This window comes from Natronorubrum amylolyticum, from assembly GCF_052040145.1.
Taxonomy (GTDB): Archaea; Halobacteriota; Halobacteria; order Halobacteriales; family Natrialbaceae; genus Natronorubrum.
In genome coordinates this window covers 274,296-295,048 of record NZ_JBPPFW010000004.1, presented here as the reverse complement: position 1 = coordinate 295,048, position 20,753 = coordinate 274,296, and the positions used below count along the sequence as shown (strand labels likewise).

20 protein-coding genes and 1 tRNA gene are annotated in these 20,753 nt (G+C 62.1%); 12 read left to right on the top strand and 9 right to left on the bottom strand.

The window, feature by feature from the left end; genetic code table 11:
* Positions 1 to 39 precede the first annotated feature (39 nt).
* Complete coding sequence (locus tag ACSFDB_RS17035) at positions 40 to 1,218, top strand: polysaccharide deacetylase family protein (RefSeq protein ID WP_440772110.1); 1,179 nt, start codon at positions 40 to 42, stop codon at positions 1,216 to 1,218.
* A gap of 367 nt (positions 1,219 to 1,585) precedes the next feature.
* On the opposite strand, the gene ACSFDB_RS17030 is transcribed toward ACSFDB_RS17035, so the two are convergent.
* Entirely contained in the window at positions 1,586 to 2,449 is an 864-nt protein-coding gene (locus ACSFDB_RS17030) for a sulfurtransferase (RefSeq protein ID WP_440772109.1), read from the bottom strand.
* A gap of 282 nt (positions 2,450 to 2,731) precedes the next feature.
* On the opposite strand from ACSFDB_RS17030, the gene ACSFDB_RS17025 reads away from it, so the two are divergent.
* On the top strand, positions 2,732 to 3,538 hold the full coding sequence (locus ACSFDB_RS17025) for a sulfurtransferase (protein WP_440772108.1): 807 nt from the start codon (positions 2,732 to 2,734) through the stop codon (positions 3,536 to 3,538).
* A gap of 52 nt (positions 3,539 to 3,590) precedes the next feature.
* Here the strand turns inward: ACSFDB_RS17025 and ACSFDB_RS17020 are convergent, their stop codons facing one another.
* Together ACSFDB_RS17020 and ACSFDB_RS17015 are read right to left on the bottom strand one after the other, a co-directional pair.
* Complete coding sequence (locus tag ACSFDB_RS17020) at positions 3,591 to 5,168, bottom strand: sensor histidine kinase (RefSeq protein WP_440772107.1); 1,578 nt, start codon at positions 5,166 to 5,168, stop codon at positions 3,591 to 3,593.
* A 32-nt stretch (positions 5,169 to 5,200) separates the two neighbouring features.
* Positions 5,201 to 6,640: a dihydrolipoyl dehydrogenase gene (locus tag ACSFDB_RS17015; protein WP_440772106.1), complete on the bottom strand. Its 1,440-nt coding sequence runs from the start codon at positions 6,638 to 6,640 to the stop codon at positions 5,201 to 5,203.
* A 155-nt stretch (positions 6,641 to 6,795) separates the two neighbouring features.
* Between ACSFDB_RS17015 and ACSFDB_RS17010 the strand changes: the two genes are divergently transcribed.
* Entirely contained in the window at positions 6,796 to 7,191 is a 396-nt protein-coding gene (locus tag ACSFDB_RS17010; RefSeq protein ID WP_440772105.1) for a hypothetical protein, read from the top strand.
* Between the two features lie 284 nt (positions 7,192 to 7,475).
* On the opposite strand, the gene ACSFDB_RS17005 is transcribed toward ACSFDB_RS17010, so the two are convergent.
* Entirely contained in the window at positions 7,476 to 7,697 is a 222-nt protein-coding gene (locus ACSFDB_RS17005; protein ID WP_440772104.1) for a type II toxin-antitoxin system HicB family antitoxin, read from the bottom strand.
* Positions 7,698 to 7,834: 137 nt separating this feature from the next.
* Here ACSFDB_RS17005 and ACSFDB_RS17000 point away from each other — a divergent pair, with 137 nt between their 5' ends.
* From ACSFDB_RS17000 to ACSFDB_RS16985, 4 genes are all read left to right on the top strand, one after another.
* Positions 7,835 to 8,377 carry a winged helix-turn-helix domain-containing protein gene (locus tag ACSFDB_RS17000; RefSeq protein ID WP_440772103.1) on the top strand — a complete coding sequence of 181 codons (543 nt, stop codon included), beginning with the start codon at positions 7,835 to 7,837 and terminating at the stop codon, positions 8,375 to 8,377.
* Positions 8,378 to 8,818 carry a toxin-antitoxin system TumE family protein gene (locus ACSFDB_RS16995; RefSeq protein WP_440772102.1) on the top strand — a complete coding sequence of 147 codons (441 nt, stop codon included), beginning with the start codon at positions 8,378 to 8,380 and terminating at the stop codon, positions 8,816 to 8,818. It abuts the gene before it with no gap.
* Positions 8,819 to 8,884: 66 nt separating this feature from the next.
* Complete coding sequence (locus ACSFDB_RS16990) at positions 8,885 to 10,282, top strand: signal recognition particle protein Srp54 (protein WP_440772101.1); 1,398 nt, start codon at positions 8,885 to 8,887, stop codon at positions 10,280 to 10,282.
* Positions 10,283 to 10,397: 115 nt separating this feature from the next.
* Positions 10,398 to 11,369: a hypothetical protein gene (locus ACSFDB_RS16985; RefSeq protein WP_440772100.1), complete on the top strand. Its 972-nt coding sequence runs from the start codon at positions 10,398 to 10,400 to the stop codon at positions 11,367 to 11,369.
* 35 nt (positions 11,370 to 11,404) lie between these two features.
* Here the strand turns inward: ACSFDB_RS16985 and ACSFDB_RS16980 are convergent, their stop codons facing one another.
* The 3 genes from ACSFDB_RS16980 to ACSFDB_RS16970 all read right to left on the bottom strand — a co-directional run bounded on the left by ACSFDB_RS16980 (position 11,405) and on the right by ACSFDB_RS16970 (position 13,484).
* Entirely contained in the window at positions 11,405 to 12,367 is a 963-nt protein-coding gene (locus tag ACSFDB_RS16980) for a CBS domain-containing protein (RefSeq protein WP_440772099.1), read from the bottom strand.
* Positions 12,368 to 12,477: 110 nt separating this feature from the next.
* Positions 12,478 to 12,891, bottom strand: coding sequence for an RNA-binding domain-containing protein (locus tag ACSFDB_RS16975; protein WP_440772098.1), 414 nt, complete (start codon positions 12,889 to 12,891; stop codon positions 12,478 to 12,480).
* Positions 12,888 to 13,484, bottom strand: a complete 597-nt coding sequence (locus ACSFDB_RS16970; protein ID WP_440772097.1) for an AAA family ATPase — start codon at positions 13,482 to 13,484, stop codon at positions 12,888 to 12,890. The genes ACSFDB_RS16975 and ACSFDB_RS16970 overlap by 4 nt, the downstream gene beginning before the upstream one ends.
* Positions 13,485 to 13,850: 366 nt before the next feature.
* On the opposite strand from ACSFDB_RS16970, the gene ACSFDB_RS16965 reads away from it, so the two are divergent.
* From ACSFDB_RS16965 to ACSFDB_RS16950, 4 genes are all read left to right on the top strand, one after another.
* Positions 13,851 to 14,267 carry a hypothetical protein gene (locus ACSFDB_RS16965; protein ID WP_440772096.1) on the top strand — a complete coding sequence of 139 codons (417 nt, stop codon included), beginning with the start codon at positions 13,851 to 13,853 and terminating at the stop codon, positions 14,265 to 14,267.
* A 210-nt stretch (positions 14,268 to 14,477) separates the two neighbouring features.
* The gene (locus ACSFDB_RS16960) at positions 14,478 to 14,855 is read left to right on the top strand and encodes a YccF domain-containing protein (protein WP_440772095.1); all 378 of its coding nucleotides are present in this window, start codon (positions 14,478 to 14,480) and stop codon (positions 14,853 to 14,855) included.
* Between the two features lie 53 nt (positions 14,856 to 14,908).
* Positions 14,909 to 14,983, top strand: a tRNA-Arg gene (locus ACSFDB_RS16955).
* Between the two features lie 616 nt (positions 14,984 to 15,599).
* Positions 15,600 to 17,387, top strand: a complete 1,788-nt coding sequence (locus tag ACSFDB_RS16950; RefSeq protein WP_440772094.1) for a BCCT family transporter — start codon at positions 15,600 to 15,602, stop codon at positions 17,385 to 17,387.
* A gap of 76 nt (positions 17,388 to 17,463) precedes the next feature.
* Here ACSFDB_RS16950 and ACSFDB_RS16945 read toward each other — a convergent pair whose 3' ends face one another.
* Positions 17,464 to 17,916, bottom strand: coding sequence for a universal stress protein (locus ACSFDB_RS16945; RefSeq protein ID WP_440766746.1), 453 nt, complete (start codon positions 17,914 to 17,916; stop codon positions 17,464 to 17,466).
* A gap of 650 nt (positions 17,917 to 18,566) precedes the next feature.
* A complete protein-coding gene (locus ACSFDB_RS16940) occupies positions 18,567 to 18,680 on the bottom strand; it encodes a transcriptional regulator (protein ID WP_440772093.1) in 114 nt (37 codons plus the stop codon).
* A gap of 795 nt (positions 18,681 to 19,475) precedes the next feature.
* Between ACSFDB_RS16940 and ACSFDB_RS16935 the strand changes: the two genes are divergently transcribed.
* The gene (locus ACSFDB_RS16935) at positions 19,476 to 20,705 is read left to right on the top strand and encodes a C45 family autoproteolytic acyltransferase/hydrolase (protein ID WP_440772092.1); all 1,230 of its coding nucleotides are present in this window, start codon (positions 19,476 to 19,478) and stop codon (positions 20,703 to 20,705) included.
* The last annotated feature ends 48 nt before the right edge of the window (positions 20,706 to 20,753 follow it).

Here is a 20,753-nt window from a genome sequence, read left to right as displayed (position 1 = left end):
GCCATAACAATCACCCAAAAGCGACTGTCTTCGATCGTAATGAAACGACGAACGTATCTCGCAACCGCGACTGCTGCGGCGGCTACCGTCGCCGGCTGTTCCGCCCTGACCGGGTCGGAAACCAGCGACGACGAAAACGGCGATGACGACGACGGCAACGGGTCGTCGGACCCGGTCAACGAGGAACCCGGCTCGTTCGACGAGTTCGAGGATCTCTCGAAGTGGACGGTCGAAGAAGGATCGCTCACCGCGGACGAAGACCGCGTCTACGCGGGGACCCAGTCCGCTCGGATGGAGGCCGACGGCTCGACCGAACGGATCATGATCAAACGGGAGTTCGACACTCCGCGCGACCTCTCCGACGAGTTCCCCGCGCTGGCGTTCGCGAGCGATCACGACGTCAGCCCGACCGTCCAGCTTACGGACACCGACGGCGATCGACTGCTGCTCCAGTGTGCCGTGCGCGGAGACGGCCCGTTCGTTCACCACGACCTGGGCGTCCTCGACACCGACGGCGATCCCGACCTGGGCTCGATCGCACACACCAAGATTTCCGTCTGGGCCGGCGACCGCGAGCTGTCTCTCTGGTGTGACGACTACCACTTCGTCGGGCGACCCGAGACCGGGAAAGTCATGCTGCAGTTCCCCGAGAGCACTCCCGACGTCGCCAACGGGGCCGGGCCGCTCCTCGCGGAGTACGACGTCCCCGGAACGGCCTTCGTGAGCACCGACTACGTCGGCTCCTCGGGCTACCTCTCCCAGTCCGACCTCGAGTCCCTCCAGGACGACGGTTGGACCGTCGCCAGCGGCGGTGCGACGGGAACCGACCTCACCCAGCACGGCGAGAGCCGACAGGAAGAGGAGTTCAGCCGCGCTGCCGAGTGGCTCGACGACAACGGCTTCGACAGCGCCTACTTCTCCTACGGGCTCAACCGCTACGACGAGTCGTCGCTCGACCTCGCGAAAGAGTACTCCGAGATCGCGTTCGTCGGTGGCTACGCGGGCCACGGCAACCTGAGCAACCCGCATCTCGCCCCCCGTGCAACCAACCCCGACCCCGCTGACGCTGCGCAACTCCTCGAGTGGACCGCCGACTACCGGCTGGTCACGACGCTCTCCTATCGGAACGTCGGCGATTCGCTCGACGAACTCGAGGCCGTCCTCTCGGCACTCGACGATCACGACGTCGACGTCGTCACGCCGGACGACCTCCACTGATCACGCCGTTCGCTCACCGCTTGCCGTGGACCGTTTTTTGGCCGTCCTCGAAGTCGATAGCCGGCCGCTCGTCTGCGTTCTATCGACAGGATGCCGGTTCAGGAGTCGTTCTGAACTGAGACGGTGCACTCGAGCGATACTCCCTCGAATGCGCGTCGAAAAACGAGAGTGAAGACGGGTCGGTCGTCGGCGGCGAAACGTCGTCTGCTGCGTTTACTCGGCGTCGAAACTTCGCCTCGAGGCCTCGTTTCACTCGCCCTCGCCTTGCTTCGTGGGTCACTGCGTTCCCCGCTCCACTACGAAGCTTCGTTCGCTCCGCTCACTCAGCTTCGCCTACCGGCTCACCGCTTCACTTCGAGGCCTCGTTTTACTCGGCCTCGCCTTTCTCAATAGGCGCGTTAACCAAATTCCCCCACTCGGTCCAGGAGCCGTCGTAGTTGACGGTGTCCTCGTAGCCGAGCAGTTCGTGGAGCGCGAACCACGCGACCGACGACCGTTCGCCGATGCGGCAGTAGGCGACGGTCGTCTCGTCGCCGTCGATGTCCTCGTCGGCGTACAGTTCCTCGAGTTCGTCGTACTCTTTGAACGTCCCGTCGTCGTTCGTGACGGCCGCCCACGAGATATTCTTCGCGCCGGGGATGTGGCCGCCGCGCTGGGCGGTCTCCTGCAGGCCTGGGGGTGCGAGAATTTCACCGGTGAACTCCTCGGGCGAGCGAACGTCGACGAGCGGAACGCCGCGGTCGATCGCGTTCTCGACGTCCTCGCGGTAGGCACGGATGCTCTCGCGCGGACCGGCGGCGTCGTACTCGACGGCCGAGAAGTCGGGCTCTTCGTCCGTGGTCGGATAGTCGTTCTCGAGCCAGTACTCGCGGCCGCCGTCTAGCAGATAGACCTCGTCGTGGCCGTAGTACTTAAACTGCCAGTAGGTGTAGGCGGCGAACCAGTTGGAGTTGTCGCCGTAGAGGACGACGGTGGAGTCCTCGCTGATACCGTGGGAGCCGAGGAGGTCCTCGAAGTCCTCTTTCGTGAGGACGTCTCGAGTGGTCTGATCCTGCAGTTCGGTTTCCCAGTTGAACCCGATCGCGCCGGGCGCGTGGGCCTCTTCGTAGGCCTCCGTGTCGACGTCGACCTCGACCAGCCGGAGGTCGTCGTCGTCGCTCTGGAAGTCGTCGAGTCGCTCTTCGACCCAATCAGCCGTGACGAGCACGTCGTTGGCGTAGTCTGTTGCCATACCCGAACCAACGGCTGGGACGGTCTTAGTGGCTCTCGAAGCGGATAATTCGGACGACGGTCGACTGTGACGGTGACTGTTGCCGCTATCTCGAACGGCCGAAAACGCGTCGATTCGGCGCTCGACCCCACTGCCAATGGCTTATAATACGGGCCGACATACGACGGGTTTCAGCGACTCGACAACTCAGCAGTCGGCGGAGATACTTGCCGAGACCTCGGTACCCAGGGGAGTGGTGCCGGGACCGGTGTATTCTCGGAGCCTACCCGACAATCCTCGCCAATGGACGAATCCGTCGTCGTCACCCCGGACTGGCTCGCAGCGCATCTCGAGGACCCGAAGGTACGCGTCGTCGACGTCCGCGACCCGTGGGAGTACGACGGCATCGGTCACGTTCCTAGCGCCGTTAGCATCCCCTTCGACAGCTACCGCGACGAGAGCGACGTCGACCGCGGGACGTTACCCGGCGCCGACGCCTTCGCAGACCTGCTCTCCGAGGCCGGCATTGCCCCCGACGACACGATCGTCGCCTACGACGACACCCACGGCGTCTTCGCCGCGCGGTTCGTACTGACCGCTCTCGAGTACGGCCACGACGACGTCCGACTGCTCGACGGCGACTACAGCGCCTGGAACCGCGAGTACGAGACGACGAGCGACGCGCCGGATATCGAGCCGACGAACTACGAGGCCGACCCGCTCGCACGCGAGGAGAGTCCACTCGTCGGCTTCGAGGCCGTCGAGGACGCCCTCGAGCGCGACGCGGTCTTCGTCGACACGCGCGAAGAACACGAGTTCGAGGACGCCCGACTGCCGGGTGCGGTTCGCTTCGATTGGCGCGAGGTCGTCGACGACGAGAGCCGGCGGCTGAAGCCTGAGGCCGAACTCGAGACACTGTTAGCCGAGTACGGAATAACGCCGGACCGTCAAATCGTGCTCTACTGTAACACGGCTCGACGGATCAGCCACACCTACGTCGTCCTGCGGGCGCTGGGATACGAGGACGTCGCCTTCTACGAGGGCAGTCTCACGGAGTGGCTGGCCAACGACGGGGAAATCGCGACGGGGACGGCGTCACCGAGTCGGTAACAGTCGAGACCCCGTCGGCGACTCCGCTCACGACATTGCCACCCCTTTCTCACTACTCGGCCGCCTCGAGTACCGGCAGCGTGAACTGAACGGTCGCCCCTTCGTCGGATTCGGAGTCGACCCAGATCTCGCCGTCGTGGCGCTCGACGATCCGCTTACAGAGCGCGAGGCCGATTCCCGTTCCGGGATGTTCCTCATGGCTGTGCAGTCGCTCGAACACCTCGAAGATACGCTCTGCATCGTCGGGATCGATTCCGATCCCCTCGTCGCTGATCGAGACGGTCCAGTTGCTCCCCGTCCGCTCGGCGCTGACGCGGATTCGCGGCGGTTCGTCACCGCTGTACTCGAGTGCGTTCGAGATGAGATTCTGGAACACCTGTCGTAACTGATCGGGGTCGCCCTCGACGCGCGGTAACGACTTGCTCGAGAGTTCGGCATCGGTCTCTTCGATTCTGAACTGCAGATCGTCGCGAACGTCTGCGAGGACGGCGTCCAGCTCGACGGGTTCGAACGGATCGCCCCGCGTTTCTACGCGCGAGTACGTGAGCAGCCCGTCGATCATCTCCGTCATGCGTCCGGCGCCGTCGACAGCGAACTCGAGGAACTCCGTCGCATCGGCGTCGAGTTCGTCGCCGTATCGCTGGTCGATCAGCCCGAGATAACTCGTAATCATCCGTAAGGGCTCTTGGAGGTCGTGTGAGGCAGTGTAAGCGAACCGCTCGAGTCGTTCGTTGGATTCCTCCAGTTTCCGCTGGTAGCGCTCGCGCTCGAGTTCGTAGCTCACCCAGTTGCCGAGCAGTTCGACGAACGTCACCTCCCAGTCGGTGAACGCCTCGCTTCGGGCCTCCATGTCGTAGAAACAGAAGGTGCCGTACACCTCGTCGTCGACGGTGATCGGTGTCCCAAGGTAACAGGAGATGCCCCACTCGGCGGTGGCCGCTCGATCGGCCAACTCCGGTGCGTCCACCTCGACGTCCCGCAACACGAGCGTCTCCTCGGTACTAACGGTGTGCTCGCAGCTCGTCTCGGCCAGCGGAGCGGTATCTCCCGCCTCGATCTCGTCGTTGGTTGGCGCGTCGACCGCCTCGAAGATGTACTCGTTGGTGTCCTCGTGAACGCGCGACAGCGTTGCGTAGGTCGTCCCGATCGTCCGGCGGACGACGGCCAGCAGTTCGTCGATCTGGTCGCGAAACGCTCGCTGGGGGTCCGCGATGACCTCGTAGGCGTCGTGCAGCGCCTGCTCGCGTTTCTGCAATCGCTTTTGGCGCCGAATCTGCTCCGTGATATCTCGCAAGTAGACTGTCAGTCCCGTCTCGGAGGGGTAGGCACGAACCTCGAGCCAGGCGTCGAGTGGCTCGGAAAATTCCTGGAACGCGACTGGTTCCTGGGCGTCCATCGCTCGCTCGTACTCTCGCTGGAACGCCGAGTCGACTGCGTCGGGAAACCCCTCCCAGATGGTCGTTCCAAGCAGGTCCGCCTCGGACCGCTCGAGGACCTGCTCGGCCTGCGCGTTGAGAAAGGTAAATTGCCACTCTTCGTCGAGCGCGAAGACGGCATCGGTGATGCGTTCGTACACTGTCGACGCTGCGTCACCGTCGTGTGAGTTGGATCGCTCCGATCCGTCGGCCATTGGAGACAGTTGAGGTACGTCGTCCGTATAAACTATCTGCCAACGTCCGACCAGTTTGGGGCCGTCGAGTACGCACTCGAGGACAACTCGTCGAACGCGGCGTACACCGCTTCCGAGAGGGCCGGATGCACGTGCACCGGATCAGCCACGTCGTCGACGGTTCCCGATCCGCTCTCCAGTGCGACGACGACCTCCTGAATCAGCGTCGAGGCCTGCGGACCGACGATATGACAGCCCAGGATCTCGCCGTCGGGGCTTGCGAGCACCTTCACGAACCCGTCGCCGGCCTCGAGGATCATCCCCAGCGGCGCGGCGTCGAAGGGAACCGTCGCGGACTCGTACTCCGTGCCCGCCTCCTCGAGTTCCCCTTCCGTCTGCCCGACGCTCGCGACCTGCGGGTTGGTGAAGATGGCGTGGGCCATTGCGTGGTAATCGACCTCACGCCCGGCGTCGTCGAGTACGTTTGCCGTAACGATTCGCGTCTCGTAGTCCGCCGCGTGTTTGAACGGTTGCTCGCCGACGATATCGCCGAGGGCCCAGACGTCGTCGCAAGTCGTCTCGAGTCTGTCGTCGACCACGACGTGCTCCTGATCGTCCGTCTCGACGCCCGCCGCCTCGAGGTTCAGCGTATCCGTGTTCGGCCGTCGACCGGTCGCGAGCAGGAGGGAATCGGCCTCGAGGTCGACCGCGTCGCCGTCGCTACCGTCGTCGCTCGGCGCGGCAGTGACGACGACCCGTTCGCCGTCCTGACTCACCTCGGCGGCCTCGTAGCCGGCGTAGACGTCGCAGTAGCGCTCGAGCGAGTTCGTCACGACCTCGCTCACGTCGTCGTCCTCGCGCGGGACGAGCGTCTCGCTGCGCCCGATCATCGTCACCTCGGTTCCCAGGGCGCCGAAGAAGTAGCCCAGTTCGGCGCCGATGTAGCCGCCGCCGACGATCACGAGTGAGTCGGGTTGGTCATCCAGAAAGAGCGCGTCGTCGCTGGTGAGGAAGTCGGCGTCCTCGAGGCCGTCGATCGGCGGGATCATCGGTCGACCCCCGACCGCGAGAACGACGGTCTCGCCGCGGATCTCGACGTTGTCAGCGTCGCGGTCGTTCGGCTCGACCTCGAGCGTGCGCTCGTCGACGAACCGACCCTCGCCGCGGTAGAGCGTGAGATCCTCGCTCTCCTCGAAGCTCGACTCCTGGTTCTCCGCCTTCTCGTAGACCGTGTCGTGAATCGACGACGTGATCTCGCCGTAGTCGACGTCGCCCAGTTCGGCCGCGATCCCGAACTCCGACGCGCGTCGGATCTCCTCGACGATGTCGGCGCGGTGGATCAGCGCCTTCGAGGGGATACAGCCCCGTGTGATGCAGGCCCCGCCTAACGGGCCGCGCTCGATCACGGCGGCCTCGAGACCCTGATCGGCCGCTGCGGTCGCGACTTGGCTGCCGGAGCCGCCGCCGACCACGACGATGTCGTACTCGTCCATGGAGTCTCTCCACCACGAACGGGGCCGTAAAACCGAAGCGTGCTGTGGCCGGTTGCACCGGTAACCGAAGTGCTGACGACCGACGACGAACATTTGTGAATTCAAACCAGGCGTAATATCAAAACAATCATTCTAACACGCAGGGGGGATACCGTATGAGGATGAATCGCCGAACACTTTTGACGGCGTATAGCGGTAGTTTGGCTGCCCTTTCTGGTTGCGCCCGCCTGACTGACAGCTCGGAATTTCGCGTCGAAGTCGAATTCAACAATACTAGCGACCGTGAGCGAACCTTCCATTTTGCATTCGAATCGTCTGATGGGGTAGAGGACTGGATTACACGAACAATGGATGGCGGTGAGATTGAAACCCTCAGTCGGGAGTTAGCAAGCGATCACGAGTGGAGATATCACGGTGTTAGCGATGACGAAGTACTCTCCGGCGAACTCAGAGGGGTTGAGTCCGGAGTTTGTATCCAATTACGCTTTGTTCCAGAACTGAACGGCAGTGATACTGCACAAATACACCAGGATTTAGATGATTCCTGTTAGCTGCTAGTCGGATTATCCATTGCTCCCAATAATAACATCGGCCAACTGACCCCTGAACCCCCTTCGTCGCCGGCATTGTTACTAATTTCGAGTTGAAAAATTGGAATAGAATACGTCATACACGATGCAGTAACGATGAATATGACCTTTGTGCCCTCGAGTTCGTCTTATAGGATCTTTTCGACGTGTTTCGGCCACGCACCCACGGCTCTCAACGTCTGTCCCGCTCGCCGCTGCATCTGGTGTACCGATCCGCTGACTCGAGCGAGCCTACCGAGAGGCGATTAGAGCCAGTCGTCGCCCGGATCGTCGTCGGTCGCTTCCCTGTACGACTCGACCGCCGCCGCGAGGTTCTCGAGTGCCGCTTCGGGCGTCTGCCCTTGGCTCGAAACCCCCGTCACTTCGTCGTCGGCGATATGGAGGCCGTGTTCGTTCTCGCGCATAGTGACGTCCGCGTCCTCGAGGCCCTCGTATTCCGAGGGATCTACGTCTGCATCCGAACTCATACGCGTTCGTTGTTCGGGTCGGCGGAAATACGCATCGACGACGAGTGCGTGGGAACGTTGCGTTGGGGGACCATCCGGACCCGAGCATATATTTGCGAGTCCACACATATATTATTGACCGGTGCGTACCGACGACTATGACCGAGTTCGATCCAGTCCCGGATCGGGAGGCCGTCGACGACGTGCGACAGCGGTGGCGCGAGACCACTGATACGTTCGACCGGGTCTACGACAGCGCACTCGGCGTGACGGAGCCGACAGCGTACACCGAAATCGCAGCGACTGCGGACTGTTCACCGAACGCGGCGAAAAAACATCTCGATCGCCTTGCCGAAATGGGGATCGTCCGTGCCGATCAGGACGCCCAACCGGCCCGCTATGAGCGCAACGACGGCTATCTCGAGTGGCAGGAAGCGAGTCAACTCGCCGAGGAGCATACGGTCGAGGAGATTATCGACCGCGTCGGCACGTTGGAGGATCGCTGCGAGGAGTACGCCGACGAATTCGAGACGACTGATCCGTCCTCGATCTCGGCCTTTGATCACGACGACCACGACGAGATCCACACGGTGATGGTGCGGCTGAGCGACTGGCACGCCCTCGAGCGCGACATTCGTCTCTACGAACTCGCCCGCCAGATCGCACAGAACGACGGTCATCTCGTCCCGACCTCGCCATAGATGGGTGGCCCGTCCGACGACGGCTCACGATCGACGGGGCCGCCCGATCGACAGACGCTTCGGTTGCTCGAGCGGCGACTCGCGGACGATCCGGTCGTTTCACGAACGGCGTTCCGTCCCGGGAGCGACGAACCGCGCGTCCTTGAGGGATACATCGATACCGAACCATACCCACCCTCGATCGATACCGCTCGGCTCGATGTTCGGTGGTTCACGACCGGCGACTTCACCGTTCACTACGTCGAGACGACGACCACTGACGACCGCTGGGAGTGTCGGTGGGATCGACATCCGAACGCGCACAACTCGCGGCTTCACTTTCATTCGCCACCAGACGGAACCGACGGTGTCGATATCGAGCTCCCGTCGACGCATCCGATCGACGTCATCTCGACGGTGGTCGTTGCCGTCGAAGATCGGATCGAACGGCTGTGGGACTGAGCCACGACCTGATTCTTCTCGCCCGTAGAAAAAGCCTTTAACACCGTCGCCCCGTAGTCGAAGCAAATGGTACTCGACGATCTCGGCAGTTCTCTGCGGGGAACTTTAGACAAACTCCGCGGGAAGTCACGACTCAGCGAGGAGGACATCGAGGAGATCGTCAAGGAGATCCAGCGCTCCTTGCTTTCGGCCGACGTCGACGTCTCGCTCGTGATGGAGCTGTCGGACAACATCAAAGAGCGGTCGCTCGAGGAAGAACCCCCTGCCGGCACCCCGGCGCGGGACTTCGTCCTCCGCATCGTCTACGAGGAACTGGTCGACCTCATCGGCGAGTCGACGGAGCTTCCGCTCGAGGAACAGACCATCCTCCTCGCCGGGCTGCAGGGATCCGGTAAAACGACCTCCGCGGCGAAGATGGCCTGGTGGTTCTCGACGAAGGGACTGCGACCGGCCGTGATCCAGACCGACACCTTCCGGCCCGGCGCCTACGAGCAGGCCCAACAGATGGCCGGCCGCGCGGAGGTCGACTACTACGGCAACCCGGACAGCGAGGACCCCGTCGAAATCGCTCGGAAGGGACTCGAGGAGACCAGCGAAGCCGACGTCCACATCGTGGACACGGCGGGTCGTCACGCGCTCGAGGAGGACCTGATCGACGAGATCGAGCAGATCGAGGGCGTCGTCGAGCCCGACACCTCTCTGCTCGTGCTCGACGCGGCGATCGGACAGGGGGCGAAGGATCAGGCCCAGCAGTTCGACGAGTCGATCGGGATCGACGGCGTCGTCATTACGAAACTCGATGGTACGGCGAAAGGTGGGGGAGCCCTCACAGCCGTGGATCAGACCGACTCATCGATCGCTTTCCTCGGGACCGGCGAGGAGGTCCAGGACATCGAGCGCTTCGAGCCCGACGGCTTCATCTCCCGACTGCTCGGCATGGGCGATCTCGGCCAGCTCGCAGAGCGCGTCGAGCGCGCGATGGAGCAGACCGAGATGGAAGAAGACGACTGGGACCCCGAGGACATGTTGTCGGGTCAGTTCACCTTAAACGACATGCAAAAGCAGATGGAGGCGATGAACAACATGGGGCCGCTCGATCAGGTGATGGATATGATCCCCGGCTTCGGCGGCGGGATCAAGGATCAGCTCCCCGACGACGCGATGGACGTCACCCAAGAGCGGATGCACACCTTCAGCGTCATCATGGATTCGATGACCGAGGCCGAAAAGGAGTACCCCAAGGCCATCGGCGCGAGCCAGATCGAACGCATCGCCCGCGGCTCGGGCACCGAGGAGGAGAACGTCCGAGAACTGCTCCAGCAGTACAAGATGATGGAGAAGACGATCAAGCAGTTCCAGGGCATGGGGTCGGAAAAGGAGATGCAGCGGATGATGAAGCAGATGCAACAGGGCGGCGGCGGTGGCGGTGGCGGCGGGATGGGCGGCATGGGTCCGTTCGGATAGCCGTTCCGACGCAACTCGACCCGTAGCCGCGGCTTCTCGCTATCGTTCCCGGCTCGTTTTGATTGACGCCTTTGCCACTACGTTCATATCTCTCTAGACGAATCCTCGAGTACCAATGAACCGTCGACAGTATCTCACGCGGGCCGGTGCCGGCACGCTGGCGCTGGCTGCACTCGCCGGCTGTCTCGACGATCTCTCTCGCAGCGAGTCGACCACCAGCGCCGCCGACCGAACCGGCGAACGCGAACTCAGCCGAGCGGCTGGAACCCTGAACGAAGCCGCGCTCGCGCTGGATATCGAGGACGGCGGGGTGGGTGACTCCGAAGACGTCGAGTTCGACCCGGACGAGCCTACCGGGCTGATCGACGACGCTCGAGGCCACCTCGAGACCGCCGCGGCCGAACTGGACGACGAGCGAACGCCCGACGCCGAGACGCTGGAAACGTATGCGGACATCCTTGAGGCGCTGGTCGCCGTCACCGAGACGATCACCGACGAGGAACTCGAGTCGGACGCCGACACGGTCTTCGACGCGAACGGCGAGGAGCGGAATCTCGAGGACGCGTCCGAAACCGTCGACCGATGGATGGGCGAACTCGAGGCCGTCGAGGTTCGCCACGGCGGGGCCGTCAGCGACTACGAGGCGCTCGACGGGGATCGATTCGAGGAACTGGCACGGATCGACCCCACGGACCTCGAAGACGGTATCGACGCTCTTGGCGGCGTTCTCGACTCGCTCGTGACGCTCGTCGACGGCTTCGATTCAATGCTCGACGGGTACGCGGCGCTCGAGGATGGACAGGAGTCCGTCGAGAACGAGGCGTACGAGCGGGCGGAGGCCGCGTTCGGCGACGCGAAGTCGGCCTTCGAAACGGCCCGGGAGACGTTCGACGGGGACGAGCACTCGCCGGCCAGACTGTGCGATCAGTTCGAGATGGCGCGCTGTCAGAGCGGTCACCTGACGGCGGCAGCCGAGGCGTTCGAGGAGGCCGCGGTCACGGCGGAATCCGGCGATCTCCTCACCGCGAACCAGCGCGAACGGGATGCGGAACGGTCGCTCGAGGCCGCCGACGGCTGTACGGAGTAGCCGATCGAGGCGCTCTCACCACAGCCCCTCCTTCGTCAGTCGGCAGTCGCCGCGTCTCCCTCGAGTGCGACGTCCGGCGGCAGCTCGTCGATGAGGACGACGGCATCGCCCTCGAGCACCGTCGTGTCGTCCCCGTCCGAGACGGTCGTCTCGATCCGAAACTTGCCGCCGCCGAGGTCGTCGACGATTTCACAGGTGGCCGCCACCTGCTCGCCGATCGACAGCGGCGCGAGGAAGCTACTCTCCTGGGAGAGATAGATCGTCAGTCCGGGCAGGCGGGCGAGTGCCGCACTGATCAGGCCGTTCGCGAGGATTCCGTGGACGATCCGCTCGCCGAATCGGGTCTCGGCAGCGTAGGCCTCGTCGAGGTGGACGCGATTCGTGTCGCCGGTGATCTCGGCGAACGCCTCGACGTCGTCGTCGGAAATAGCCTTCGAGAAGCGGGCGACGTCGCCGACGGAGACGGTCGACTCGTCCTCGCCGCGGTACTCGAACGTCCAGTCGTCGCGCTCGTACAGAGTGTCGGTCCGGACCTGTCGCTGCGGGGGGTGGTGCTCGCGATCACTCGTTCGACGGGCCAGATGCGGGACGTAGTAGGATAGCTCCGTCGTCGTGAGGATGCCGACGAGCGTGCCGGACTCGTCGCTGTCGTCGCTTTCGTCACCCGAATCGCCACGTTCAACGACCGGCAGGTGCTCGAGTCCGTTTCCGCGCAGGACGGCCACGGCGTCGACAATGGAGGTGTCGGGTGCAATCGTCTCGAGCGGGGAGGCCATCACGGTCTCGAGGTCGACGCCGCTGAGGTCGGCCCGCTCACAGAGGTGGCTCGCGAAGTCGCCCTCGGTGACGATCCCCACGGGCACGCCGTCGCGAACGACGACAACCGAACTGACGCGCTCGTCGCACATCAGAGTCGCAGCGTGGCTCGCGCTCGCGTCGGGTGGGGCGGTGACGACGTCAGTGACCATGATCTCGGAGACGGCGATCGTATCGTGCATCCCGTCGACGTACGTGTCGCTTCCCTTTCACTGCTGGCCCTGCCGATTACTCGAGCCGTGACGTCGCTCGAGGCGCGAAAAATCGATTCGGCTCCCGGAACGTGGTGCGCTCAGTCCTCGATCGGCCGGCCGTCTTCCGTCGGTGGCGCGACGTGGTCGACGTACTCCTCGAGCGTCGGCGCTTCGACCCGGACCCGGACGGCAATCTCGCCGAGTTCGTCGGGTTCGCCCACCGAGAAGTTGACGCGATCCTCGAAGGCCGCCTGTTTCTTGAGCGCGAAGCTGAAGGTGTCGCCCTCCCGGTTCGCGAAGAACTCGCCGCGCGCGGTGTCCAGAATCTCCTGGCGGTGGAGCAGTTCCGAGAAGTGGTCCATCGCGTGCGCTTCGGCCCTGATTTCGCCGAACTCCTCCTCGAGGTCGGCGTTCGGGAAGATGTTCGCGACGGCGTCGGCGACGCGGCTGGTAACCTCGGTGTCGTAGACCGGCGCCGTGATCTCGACGTCGACGCGGTAGATATCGGTCATGGCTGGTGAACCTCCGTGTTGCTCCCCGTAGTCGCTTCGGAATCGGTCGTCCCTCGCTCGATGATCGACTGGATTCGCTCGTGGAACGCCTCGAGCGTGGCCGTGTTCTCGACGACGACGTCGGCTCGCTCCATCGCGTCGTCCATCCCGAAGCCGCGCTCGCGCTCGTCGCGGGCGGCGAGTCCCTCCCCGCCCTCGTCCTCGCCGACGTCGCGGCCGCGGTCGTCGATTCGCTCGGCTCTGACCTCGAACGGCGCTTCGATACTGACCAGCGTGAAGGCGCTCTCGAAGCGCTCCGCGAAGACGTCGACCTCGGTGCCGGAGCGAATGCCGTCGACGAGGACGGTGTCGTGACCCTCGAGACGGTCCTCGATCATCGGCAGCGAGCGTTCGGCGATCGCCGCCGGTCCGTTCTCGTCGCGCAGCGCCTGGGCGACCTTGCCGTGATCTTTCGTCGGGTCGAGCCCGCGGTCGGCGGTCTCCTGGCGGACGACGTCGCCCATCGTCACGACCGGGATTCCGTTCTCGCGTGCGACGGTGGCGGCCTCACCCTTCCCGCTGCCGGGGAGTCCCACCGTTCCGATGACGTGCATCGAGGGGAGATACAGGCGAGGCTCGCATAAGGGCTGTGTTCGTCGGCCGGCGGGACTCGCCGCGTCACCCTATCCGATGATCCCAGTTGCAGTTACCGAAACGCCGAGCCCCGCTGGTGTGTCGTCTCGAGGACTCGAGGCGACGCCACCGAGTCGTTGTGGCCGGTTCCGCCGCGAATCACCGCACGGTTACTCTCGGCGTACCGTTCGTTCCTCGGTCTGTTGTACGACTCGAAACAGCGGCGATAGCTGCAACCGTCTCCTGTCGAGACGGTAAAAATCGCCAATCCATTTGAATCCGAGACCATCCTACTCAACGGACTCTCCCCATTATTTGCCAGTCGGGCATCGGTCCAGCTGCGCGCTATGAAAGCACCAACCCTCGACAGACGACGATTTACACAGGCACTCGGCGTCGGTATAGTCGCCGCCGTGGCTGGCTGTGCGGACGACGACGAAGAAGCGGACCCCGAGAACGGTGACGACATGGACGACGGGTTCGACGACGAAGACGAGAACGGCCTCGAGGACGACGAAAACGGCCTCGACGACGACGAGGATGACGAAAACGGACTCGATGACGACGAGAACGGTCTCGATGACGACGAGAACGGTCTCGATGACGATGAGGACGACGAAAACGGTCTCGATGACGACGAGAACGGTCTCGAGGACGATGAGGACGACGAAAACGGTCTCGACGACGACGAGGACGATGAAAACGGCCTCGACGACGACGAGGACGACGACCTAGGTGACGAAGACGACGACGAAGACGCGTAAGCACGCTGTTCGACGGTCTGGCCTGACGCCCACTCTTTTTCGAGCGTACTATCGCACTCGAGCGTCGCTTCTACCTGCGCTCCCGTCGGTTTACACGCTCACAATTGGACGTACATCACCAAATTGACGGCTGCCATGTGCACCCAGTTCGTCGCTGCGCCGGGAGCGACGATCGGTGCGGTTATCCCTTCGTCCGCTCCACTCACGACCGTGACGCAGCGATCCCTCCTCGTACGGGCGATCTGGTTTCTGGTCATCGGCTGGTGGGCGACGCCGATCGTGGTCAACGTCGCGTGGTTCCTGAACGTGACCGTCGTGCTGGCACCGATCGGAATCAAGGTGATCAACCTCGTACCGACCGTCCTAACGCTGGCCGAACCGCGGTCGTTTACGAATCCCCAGCTGGCTCGCGGCCAGCACTCGCTGGTGGTGCGAGCGCTCTACTTCGTCTTCGTCGGCTGGTGGCTCAGCTTTCTCTGGGCCAACCTCGCCGCGTTTCTGGCGGTAACGATCATCGGGCTTCCGATCGCGATCTGGCTGGCTAACCGACTGCCGTTCGTCACCTCGTTGTATCGATTTCACGGTTGAGGGGAGTCGAAATCCACACTGCTTATGCCATTTGGTCGTGGATTCGTACTCGAGGGCGCGTAGCTCAGTCCGGAAAGAGCGTCGGACTTCTAATCCGACGGTCGTGGGTTCAAATCCCATCGCGCCCGTGCAACGAGTCGCGCAGCGACGAGTGAACCGGCACGTGGGATTTGAATCAGGGAGCAGCTTGCTGCGACCGTGGTTCAAATCCTATCGCGCCCGTGATTTCCTCCTCACGTACGTTCATCGAAAATCACGAATAGCGATGGCTTTGAACCAGATGGTGGCGAGCGGTGCGCGGTTCGGAACGAAGTGAGAACCGCGATGCGAGCGGTGAAACCGTGAGCGAAGCGAGCCGATGGCGTGGTTCAAACCAATCGCGAGCGCCACTGTTGCCGCTGTGGCGGCGACATCCGCGGTGACAAGACGGTGTGTCCCCACTGTGGGTCGATCCGCGGAATACGGGTTACTGGATAGCGATCGGGATCGGCTGGTTCCCTTCCGGTAACTGTGTTACTACGAATAATACGAACAGTCCGGCGGAAGAGTCTTCAATTACGGCCAGTATGAATCAACTCGAATTTTCGTTCCGGGGAAACAATAAAGCAACTCCGTCGGGTCCGTCCCGTGTGGTATGTTGGACACACAGACGCAGGTCTGATGGCGTTGAACGGCTGGCCGTTCGTACACCACTGACCATGATCAGACGACGATTCACTGAACGGGTCGACGGAGGTGGTAGATATGGTAGATGACAGCAAGCCAGGGGGCGATCGGTTAACTGATGGCTGGTTCAAGGCGGATACTGAGGTGGAACCGGGCGATACGAACATAGAGGTGGCCGGGCTGGATGTCCAGCCTCACGTCTTTTTCATCTCGATCGGCGTCATCATCGCGTTTGTTCTGGTGACGTTGTTCTACCCGGGTGAGCTGATAGCAAACGCCTTCGGCGAAACGTTTGCCTCTGCAGAGGGGGCCTTTGGCTGGATACAGGGCGGTATCGTTGGACACTTTAGCTGGCTTTACATTCTCGCAGTAAACCTGTTTATTATCGTGGTACTGTTCTTTGCGCTCAGCAGGTTTGGAAAGATTAGGCTCGGCGGCGTCGGCGCGGAAAAGGAATTCAGCGATCTCTCATGGGTCGCCATGCTGTTTAGCGCAGGGATGGGGATCGGACTCATGTTCTGGAGCGTCGGCGAACCGCTGTTTCACTTCGCCGATCCGTTGTTCGGGGCTGAAGGCGAGACGGCCGCTGGAGCCGAAGTCGGCATGGCCACCACCTACTTCCACTGGGGATTTCACCCGTGGGCGATCTACGGACTGGTCGGGCTCGGTCTCGCCTTTTTCTCGTTCAACCGTGGGCTCCCGCTGACGTTCCGGTCGGTGTTCTGGCCGATTCTGGGCGATCGGATCTACGGTTGGCCGGGCCACGTAATCGACATCCTGACCGTCTTCGCGACGCTGTTCGGGATCGCAACATCGCTCGGGCTCGGCGCGCTCCAGATCTCGGCTGGGCTCTCGTTTATGGGCAACGAGGTCGTCGGGACAGCAGTCCCCACGGGGACGGGGATGCAAGTCGGTATCATCGCAGTTATTACGGCGATCGCACTCGTGTCAGTTGGCGCCGGACTGGACAAAGGCATTCGCCGACTCAGTACTCTCAACGTCGGCCTGATGCTCGCAATCATGGTTACGGTTCTGCTCGTCGGGCCGACAGTGTTCGTCCTCGGACTGTTCCCCCAAGCGCTGGGAACATATCTGTCGAACTTTCCTGAGCTGGCACTGTGGTCTGATAGCTTCGATAACGCTCCGTACGCGGGCTGGATGAACGACTGGACCATCTTCTACTGGGGCTGGTGGATCGCGTGGTCGCCGTTTGTCGGTCTGTTTATCGCCCGCATTTCCCGTGGCCGAACTGTCCGTGAGTTCATCGGCGGCGTCCTGATTATCCCAGCAGTCTTCTCTTTTTTCTGGATGTCAGTCTTCGGAGGCACGGCACTGCATTTCGAACTGTTCACCGAGCAGGGCATTATGGAAACGGTCTTTGACGCCGGTGAGGAAGTCGCTATGTTCGAACTGTTTACCCTGCTACCGTTTACGATTCTCCTCTCCACACTGGCGATCATCCTGGTAACGACGTTCTTCGTGACGTCGTCTGACTCCGGTTCGCTGGTCCTTGGGCACCTGTCCTCGGGCGGGAAACACGACGCCCCCCGAAAACAGCGGATCGCCTGGGCACTCACCGAGGGAATCGTCGCATCCGTGCTCCTGATCGGTGGCGTTCTCGGTGCGTTACAGACGGCGGTGATCACGGCCGGGCTCCCGTTCGTACTTGTCCTCGTTTTCCTGTGCTATAGCCTCTATCTGGGGCTCTCGACGGAGTATCGGACGCTCGAATCCGACGAGTTCGCCGAGTGGATCGAGGAGATCGAGGACGAACAAGATGTCGTCGTCAAAAAATCCGGTTCTGGCGTGGTAACGAACATTCGAGATACCGGGAGCAAACGGGGTGGGGCCGCCGAAGACGACTAGTAACGTCCCATGCCTGTACTGACGCGTCGAACCGGTTTGCGGGTGTCGGTTCGACGGAACGGATCGTTGTGTTCGATTACCGTTCGATCGGCTCGTTTTCACGGTGACGCGTCGTCGTCACCGGCACGTTCGCCGTCCGAACGACTTTTTCGGTCGTACTCCCGACGAGATAGTCGTCGATCCCGCTCCGTCCCTGTGCACCCATGACGATACCGTCGATGTCGTTGTCGTCTGCATAGCTGACGATCTCCTGTGCGACGCTACCGGTCCTTACTGCTCCCTCGCCGTCGAGCCCCTTCTCGACGGCCTTGTCGACGACGCGTTTGACGAGGTCCTCGCCGTAGGTGCGGTACTCATCCATCTCCCCGGGATCGTGTCCCGCAGCTGTGAAAACGTAGTGGGCTTTGGTCTCGATCACGTAGAGAGCGTGGACGGTCGCATCGAACGCGGTAGCGAGTTCGATGCCGTGGTCGACAGCCTTCCGCGCCGGCGTGCTCCCGTCAGTTGGAATGAGAATTGTCTCGTACATCCTCGGTCTCAGAACGGGTATTCGCCTGACAACCGCAAGTAATTTATTACATTTCACGGTCATTTCCAGTTCTTCTGACGATCCGTGACCACGTTCATGCTTCTCTGAAATACAGACTGAAGCTCACGAACAGAAAACTCGTCCCCACGAGCATGTATCGGTCCGTCGCAAATGCCCAGAGCGCGACGATCGCCAGCCCGCAGGCGATGGCCAGCGCGATCACGCCAGTTCCCGGCAGTGACGCTCACGATGGTGGCTCACGGCGTCGTTTGAGCTGCCGATCGACGTACCGAAAACAGTGTCTGAGACGGACTGTTGGCCGTCGGTACCGCTGATCGCCCCAGGCAGTTACCGATCCGTTCGGTCGGATCGCCGATCGGCTCGAATCCCGCCTCGGCGGCGAAAGAGCGAGGGGAGGGTCTTCCCAATTCGACCGAGCTGTTTGGCTGTCGGGGCTGTTGCTGGTAGGTAGAAATCTGGGATATGTGGGTCGTCGGTCTTTGATCGGTCCGAGCTCATATCGTGTGGTTGTCCCTCGATAGCATAAAAATCCCGGCATGGGGACGTATGGTATAAGAATTATCAGTACTATTATGGTATCTTATGACTACGAACGTCTGCGATCGCTCATACAACCCAGTCCTGTCGAGTCACTCCCGATCGTCGTCGAGAAGAACGTCCTCGATGAATCGAGCGGAGCCGCGTCTGAGTTGGCCGCCGACTGCCGTTGGCGAGAGATCGAGCAGCGATGCCAGTTCCGCCATGGACATCTCGCGTGGCTCGTCGTACAGTAATTCAGGCCGACTTCAGATAACGGTCGTGGGTGAGCCGACGCAGTCGGCGAATTACGCTGCGGTTCTGAAATTTTGGTTCAGATTCTCAAATCGTGGTTCAAATCCAATCGCGCCCCTCATTCTGCGATGACTGAACGTGAGATGTAAATCCGTCCCGCTTCCCAACATTGTTCGCTCCGGTAACGTAATGATCATTGACACCGTTATAGCATATGTCGGCAGAGCCGGTCGACGGCATCACATTGGGGATAGGGGGGAATCACAAATCGATCATCGCGACACGCGACGATCACCATCCCCGCTGCCGACGTGCGTACACCCTTTCGAAACTAGTATTCGGCCGTTGACCATATTGAACACAGCTGAACGCAAGCATACAAAGATTCATACGCTCCAACAAATCATCTGAATGTATGGTTGCAATCGGAATCGGGGCTCCGATCTACGTAATTATCCAAGCAGTTATCGCGCGCTTCGTCTACCGTGAAGCTTCGGCTCACAATCGACGATCACCGCTTGTAGTTGCCGTAAGCGTATTCGTCCTCAGCATTATGGCGGTGTTCGTCATCCATATCCTTCTTATTTTGCTCGCCCAATCAGTCGTTATCGCACTGTACCGACTTGGTACCTCACGGAACCAGCCAGCGCCTCAATAGCCCACTTCTGAACAGGTGTTCCACTAGTGTCAGCTGTCGACTGTTGTCAACTTCCACAGCATACCTTTTCAGGCCGACGATACAACCCCCTCGAGTCCAACGTCCCTCCATGGACGATACAGCCGTCGACACGACCGCCTACACCGATCTCGTCGCCGGGTCTACTAGTTTTCCCGAGCAGGCACGCCGCCGCGCCGAGACCGAACGCGAGGCCGTCGAGTGGGCGATCGACGAACTCGAGTCGATCGTCGACGAGCAGGGTGTCAACTTAGCGCCGTTGCTCGAGTACGCCCGACGGAGTCATGAGAGCCTCCCCGGGCGCCACCTGCGGGCCTACGAGGCGATGGCCGAGGAGTTCGATGTCGATCCGGAGATCTACGACGTCTACGTGTTCGCCTACGCGGAACTCTGCGAGGAGTTAGCTGATGGATCGGGACGCTCCGAAAAGAATCCGAGGGGATGTACGAATGCGCTCGTTGCCCCGCCGAAGGTCGAATCGGACGGTGGATTCGACGCCGGTAGCGCCGAGACATCCGCCGACCCGTGTGCCAGCGATTCCGGGCCGCTCGTGCTCAAAAACCGCGATATCGCGGGTCGGGGAACGCGCCCGAAGTCGATCATCGAGCAGCCGCCGATCGACGACTACTACGGCTTCCTGACGGTCGACACCTGCGGCACGATTTCGATCTTCAAAGGGGTCAACGATCAGGGGCTGGTCGCGGCTAACACGTTCATCGACAGCAAGCGCGACGATATCGAACCAGAGGATCAGCTCCGAAACGGCACCGTCATCCGGATGATCTTAGAGGAGTGTGCCACCATCGACGAGGCTCGAGACTTGCTCGAGTCCCACCCGACGCGTCACCTCTGTGGCCAGACGCTGTTTCTCGCGGACGCGACCGACGCCGCCTTGCTCGAGGTTGATCCGGTGGCTGAGCGGATCGTCGTCGACGACGATCCCGTCGTGACCAGAACGAACCACTTCGTGGACGGAGAGTCCACGCAGACGGAGAGTTCGACGGAGCGACGCGAACGGTCGCTCGAGTTGCTCGAGAGCGCGGACCGACTCGACCGCGACGACCTGTGGACGTTCGCGCAGGATCACGCGAACGGCCCCGGCGACGACTCGATCTGTCGCCATCCGGAGCCCGAGACGGACGAACCGCACGCGTTCGGCCAGTTGACGACTGCGAGCACGGCGATCTTCGAGGGTGGCTCGCCGGTGATCGAGGTCGGGATGGGCAACCCTTGCGAGACGGAGCGCACGCGGTGTGAATTCGGCGACGAGATTCCGACCGATCTCCGGACCGGCCGGCGGTGGCTCGATCGGCTGCACTGACGGTCGGTTCCCGATCACTCGCCCGGTGAACTGAACGGGGCACGCTTA

What these genes read in the sequence shown, in the direction of transcription:
- ACSFDB_RS17035 (WP_440772110.1), top strand. Translation starts at nt 40, where the DNA reads ATGAAACGACGAACGTATCTCGCAACCGCGACTGCTGCGGCGGCTACC.
- ACSFDB_RS17030 (WP_440772109.1), bottom strand. Translation starts at nt 2,449, where the DNA reads ATGGCAACAGACTACGCCAACGACGTGCTCGTCACGGCTGATTGGGTC.
- ACSFDB_RS17025 (WP_440772108.1), top strand. Translation starts at nt 2,732, where the DNA reads ATGGACGAATCCGTCGTCGTCACCCCGGACTGGCTCGCAGCGCATCTC.
- ACSFDB_RS17020 (WP_440772107.1), bottom strand. Translation starts at nt 5,168, where the DNA reads ATGGCCGACGGATCGGAGCGATCCAACTCACACGACGGTGACGCAGCG.
- ACSFDB_RS17015 (WP_440772106.1), bottom strand. Translation starts at nt 6,640, where the DNA reads ATGGACGAGTACGACATCGTCGTGGTCGGCGGCGGCTCCGGCAGCCAA.
- ACSFDB_RS17010 (WP_440772105.1), top strand. Translation starts at nt 6,796, where the DNA reads ATGAGGATGAATCGCCGAACACTTTTGACGGCGTATAGCGGTAGTTTG.
- ACSFDB_RS17005 (WP_440772104.1), bottom strand. Translation starts at nt 7,697, where the DNA reads ATGAGTTCGGATGCAGACGTAGATCCCTCGGAATACGAGGGCCTCGAG.
- ACSFDB_RS17000 (WP_440772103.1), top strand. Translation starts at nt 7,835, where the DNA reads ATGACCGAGTTCGATCCAGTCCCGGATCGGGAGGCCGTCGACGACGTG.
- ACSFDB_RS16995 (WP_440772102.1), top strand. Translation starts at nt 8,378, where the DNA reads ATGGGTGGCCCGTCCGACGACGGCTCACGATCGACGGGGCCGCCCGAT.
- ACSFDB_RS16990 (WP_440772101.1), top strand. Translation starts at nt 8,885, where the DNA reads ATGGTACTCGACGATCTCGGCAGTTCTCTGCGGGGAACTTTAGACAAA.
- ACSFDB_RS16985 (WP_440772100.1), top strand. Translation starts at nt 10,398, where the DNA reads ATGAACCGTCGACAGTATCTCACGCGGGCCGGTGCCGGCACGCTGGCG.
- ACSFDB_RS16980 (WP_440772099.1), bottom strand. Translation starts at nt 12,367, where the DNA reads ATGCACGATACGATCGCCGTCTCCGAGATCATGGTCACTGACGTCGTC.
- ACSFDB_RS16975 (WP_440772098.1), bottom strand. Translation starts at nt 12,891, where the DNA reads ATGACCGATATCTACCGCGTCGACGTCGAGATCACGGCGCCGGTCTAC.
- ACSFDB_RS16970 (WP_440772097.1), bottom strand. Translation starts at nt 13,484, where the DNA reads ATGCACGTCATCGGAACGGTGGGACTCCCCGGCAGCGGGAAGGGTGAG.
- ACSFDB_RS16965 (WP_440772096.1), top strand. Translation starts at nt 13,851, where the DNA reads ATGAAAGCACCAACCCTCGACAGACGACGATTTACACAGGCACTCGGC.
- ACSFDB_RS16950 (WP_440772094.1), top strand. Translation starts at nt 15,600, where the DNA reads ATGGTAGATGACAGCAAGCCAGGGGGCGATCGGTTAACTGATGGCTGG.
- ACSFDB_RS16945 (WP_440766746.1), bottom strand. Translation starts at nt 17,916, where the DNA reads ATGTACGAGACAATTCTCATTCCAACTGACGGGAGCACGCCGGCGCGG.
- ACSFDB_RS16940 (WP_440772093.1), bottom strand. Translation starts at nt 18,680, where the DNA reads ATGGCGGAACTGGCATCGCTGCTCGATCTCTCGCCAACGGCAGTCGGC.
- ACSFDB_RS16935 (WP_440772092.1), top strand. Translation starts at nt 19,476, where the DNA reads ATGGACGATACAGCCGTCGACACGACCGCCTACACCGATCTCGTCGCC.